The sequence below is a fragment of the Novosphingobium tardum genome (assembly GCF_042652045.1).
GTDB classification, from domain to species: domain Bacteria; phylum Pseudomonadota; class Alphaproteobacteria; order Sphingomonadales; family Sphingomonadaceae; genus Novosphingobium; species Novosphingobium tardum.
Map to the genome: position 1 here is coordinate 1 of NZ_JBHSDR010000005.1, position 3,452 is coordinate 3,452.

General features: G+C 58.1%; 3 protein-coding genes. All 3 read left to right on the plus strand.

All coding sequences use genetic code 11. The annotated features are described in order from the left end of the window. On the plus strand, positions 1-193 hold a 193-nt coding region (locus tag ACFO0A_RS07935; RefSeq protein ID WP_379538478.1), incomplete at its 5' end, for a hypothetical protein. A 91-nt stretch (positions 194-284) separates the two neighbouring features. Further along, on the plus strand, positions 285-2,789 hold the full coding sequence (locus ACFO0A_RS07940; protein ID WP_379538479.1) for an EAL domain-containing protein: 2,505 nt from the start codon (positions 285-287) through the stop codon (positions 2,787-2,789). A 318-nt stretch (positions 2,790-3,107) separates the two neighbouring features. Continuing rightward, positions 3,108-3,407 carry a CtrA inhibitor SciP gene (gene sciP / locus ACFO0A_RS07945; protein WP_379538480.1) on the plus strand — a complete coding sequence of 100 codons (300 nt, stop codon included), beginning with the start codon at positions 3,108-3,110 and terminating at the stop codon, positions 3,405-3,407. Positions 3,408-3,452: the final 45 nt, after the last annotated feature.

Sequence of the window (3,452 nt, forward strand, 5' to 3'; positions counted from 1 at the left end):
GCAGAAACTGAAGGTCCGGACGATCTCCTCGTCCGAACGGGCGGACGCAAGCAGGCGCTTCGGTCGACTAATTGATTATGCCGCAGTGTCCATCATTGTCGCGGCTGCGGGCGTATTGCTGGCGGACGAAGCAGCAGGTGTCCTGGGAAGGCCGCTTGAGAAGACCCGCACCACTCTCGCCAACTCACGCTAAGCAGTCGGCCGGTGCTGAGCGTTGCGCATTTTTACCTAGCGCGCGCACGCACCCCGTTAAGAAGCCCGGGGTTGCCCCAATGGTACAAACTATGATTTTCGATCACGATTTGGCCCTGCTTGCTTTGTCGGTCTTCATAGGCCTGCTTTCATCCGTCACCGGGCTAATCCTCCTCGAGCGCAGCGCCATCCGCTCCAATTGTTGGCGCCCGGGTTGGCTAGCGTTGGCTGGGCTTGTCACCGGCGTTGGTATCTGGACCACCCACTTCACCGCCATGCTGGGCTATCGTCCTGCCACAAGCATGGGCTTTGAACCCCGGTCTGCCCTCCTTGCCGTGGTTCTGGCCGTAGTCTTCTCCACGGCCGGTTTTGCGATCACTTTCAGTAGCCGGGCGGCAAGCGCGTCATTGGGGGGTTTAACGGTCGGCCTTGGCGCAGTGGCCGCCAACTATGTCGAAGCAACATCTTTGACCTTCGCGGGGATCGTGAAGCTCGACCCGCTCAGTGTCGGGGTATCAACCGTCGTCGGAATAGCGCTAGGCGCAGCGGCGGTTGTGACGAGCCAAAAGCGGGTTGGCGCGCAGTTTCCGATCATCTCTGGAGTTTTGCTGTGCTCAGCCATCCTTGGAGTACACTTTCTTAGTCTCCTTGCGACGACCCTCAATCCGAGCGCCCTACCGGCATCAGACCCAAATCTTTTGGCGTTGCAGGATGTGAGCGCGCTCGTCATCCAAGCCGTAATCCTGATTATCCTTATCGCATTGTCAGTGGCTTATTACGATGGGCGGTTCGCCCGCCATACGAGCGCAGACAAACTCAGGCTGACCGGAGTTATCAAAGCGCTGCGGGAGAGCGAGGAACGCTACCGACTGGCCGCCCGTGTAACCAGCGACGTGATCTGGGACTGGGATCATGCGACGGGTACCATTGCCTGGGGTGAGGGCATTGCCACTCTTGGCTACCCAGTTCCGCTGCTCGACACCTCAGTAGAATGGTGGTCCGATCGGGTCGATCCCCGCGACCGCGAACGAGTCAACAAGAGCCTCGAACGGACACTTGCCGGGCCGTCTAGTCATTGGGAAAACGATTATCGCTTCCTCAAGAAGGATGGGACCTACGCAGACATCCAGGCCCGGGCGCACATCGTCAGAGACGCTCAGGGCAAGCCTGTCCATACGGTGGGCGCCATGATCGAGATCACCGATCGGAAAAGAGGCGAAGAAGCGTTGCGCTGGGCGGCACAGCACGACCCTTTAACGAAGCTCCCTAACCGCACCTTGTTCAGCGAGCGCCTCCAAGAACTTGTTCAGCGCGAAGCCGCGCGCCGTTCGGCGACCCTGGTATTGCTTGATGTCGATCATTTTAAAGTGGTCAATGACACGCTGGGCCATGCGGCTGGCGACGCACTGCTTTGCCATATTACCGAGCAGTTGCTCGCAAGCGCGCCGGCGGACGCCATGGTTGCGCGGCTCGGGGGCGACGAATTTGCGGTGATCCTGATCGAACAATCCCCCCATCCTCTGAATCAAATGCATGGCATGATTGAAGCCGCGCGCTTGCCGCTGTTCTTCGAGGGTCGCCAGGTGGAGGCGAGCGTAAGTGCAGGTGTTGCCACGTGGCCCGGTGATGGCGCGATCCCCAGTGAGCTCCTCAAGTCTGCCGACCTCGCTCTCTACGCGGCCAAGGCCGAAGGCCGCGCCACAGTGAGACGTTTCGTGCCGGAAATGCGGACAGCTATCGAGAAGAGAGCGAAGATGTTGTCCGACGCTCGACAAGCCTTGAACGATGCCAGTGTCGTCCCATTCTATCAACCCAAGATCGACTTATCGACGGGCCAGCTGACGGGATTCGAAGCGCTGCTGCGTTGGCACCACAGCGCCCATGGCCTGCAATCACCTGCGAAGATCGCCGCTGCTTTCGAAGACATGGAGCTTTCTGCCCTCCTGACCGAGCGGATGGTCTCGCGCGTTCTGGCTGACATGAAGTTGTGGCTCGAAACAGGCGTTGGCTTTGGGAGCGTGGCAATAAACGGGTCTGCTGCGGACTTTCGTCGGGGGGATTTCGGCGATCGGTTGCTTGAAGGCCTTCACCGCGCCGACATCCCTCCTTCTCTCCTGGAGCTTGAGGTGACCGAGACAGTCTTCGTCGGACAGATTGCAGAACAGGTTGAGCGGACGCTCAAGCTGGTGAGTAGCGCCGGCATGACGGTAGCTCTTGACGATTTTGGAACGGGGTATGCTTCCCTGACTCATCTCAGGCAGTTCCCCGTCGACGTGATCAAGATCGACCAATCGTTCGTCACACAGCTCACCGGTGCTGACGACGACGAGGATGCCGCAATCACCCGAGCGGTCATCTCTCTTGGACAAAGTCTGGGAATCAAGTGCGTCGCGGAAGGAATAGAGACGCTAGCCCAATTCGATCAGGTGCGGCGCTACGGCTGTGACATGGGACAAGGTTTTCTGTTCAGTCGCCCCCTGGCTGCCAGTCGCCTTCCGGCATTGGTAAAATCCGTTGGCGCACCGGGGTATCTTTCAGGCCTACACCCTCCGCGACTGTCCTTGGTGAACCGAGTCACACCAAGTTCGGACCGATGATCACCGAATGGAAATTTCGGATTGGTCGCGCTTCAAGTAGAGTGATCCAGGACAGAAGGCAGTGACCTCGCGTGAACAGGTGCAGTTACGTAGCGACGCAAGCTCAGAGGAATCCGGTGGGACACGCGCCTTATTGCTACGCAGCCTTCATTATAGCCGCTCCAGATCACGTAATTTGAAGAATCCGGCAACACCGGTGCCAAACCACCTAATCTACTTATATTATTCGCTGATATATTGCTGAGGGCCGAAGTATATCTAACCGTGCATTTACCTCGCGGAATTACCATGGCGACCTGTCACGAGGTCGCATTTTCCATGATTGAAAATCAGGAAATCCGAGCCGCTAAAGTTCTCGGCCCCTTGGGCGAGATCCTCACGCTCGAAGCTCTTCCTTCCGTCGATACCCGTCGGTGGACCATTCGCCGCGAAGCGGAGGTCGTCGCAGCCGTCGTAGGTGCTCTTCTCACACTCGACGAAGCACTCGAACGCTATGAACTAAGCGTTGAGGAATTCGCGTCGTGGCAACGCTCGATCGAGCGCTCCGGCATGGCAGGCCTGCGTGTCACCCTGCTCAAACACTACCGCGAGCGCTACGAACGCCAAAATAGGTATTGACTGCTGGAAAAATCAGCTCGGTCAAAATCGTTCGAATATCCGAAG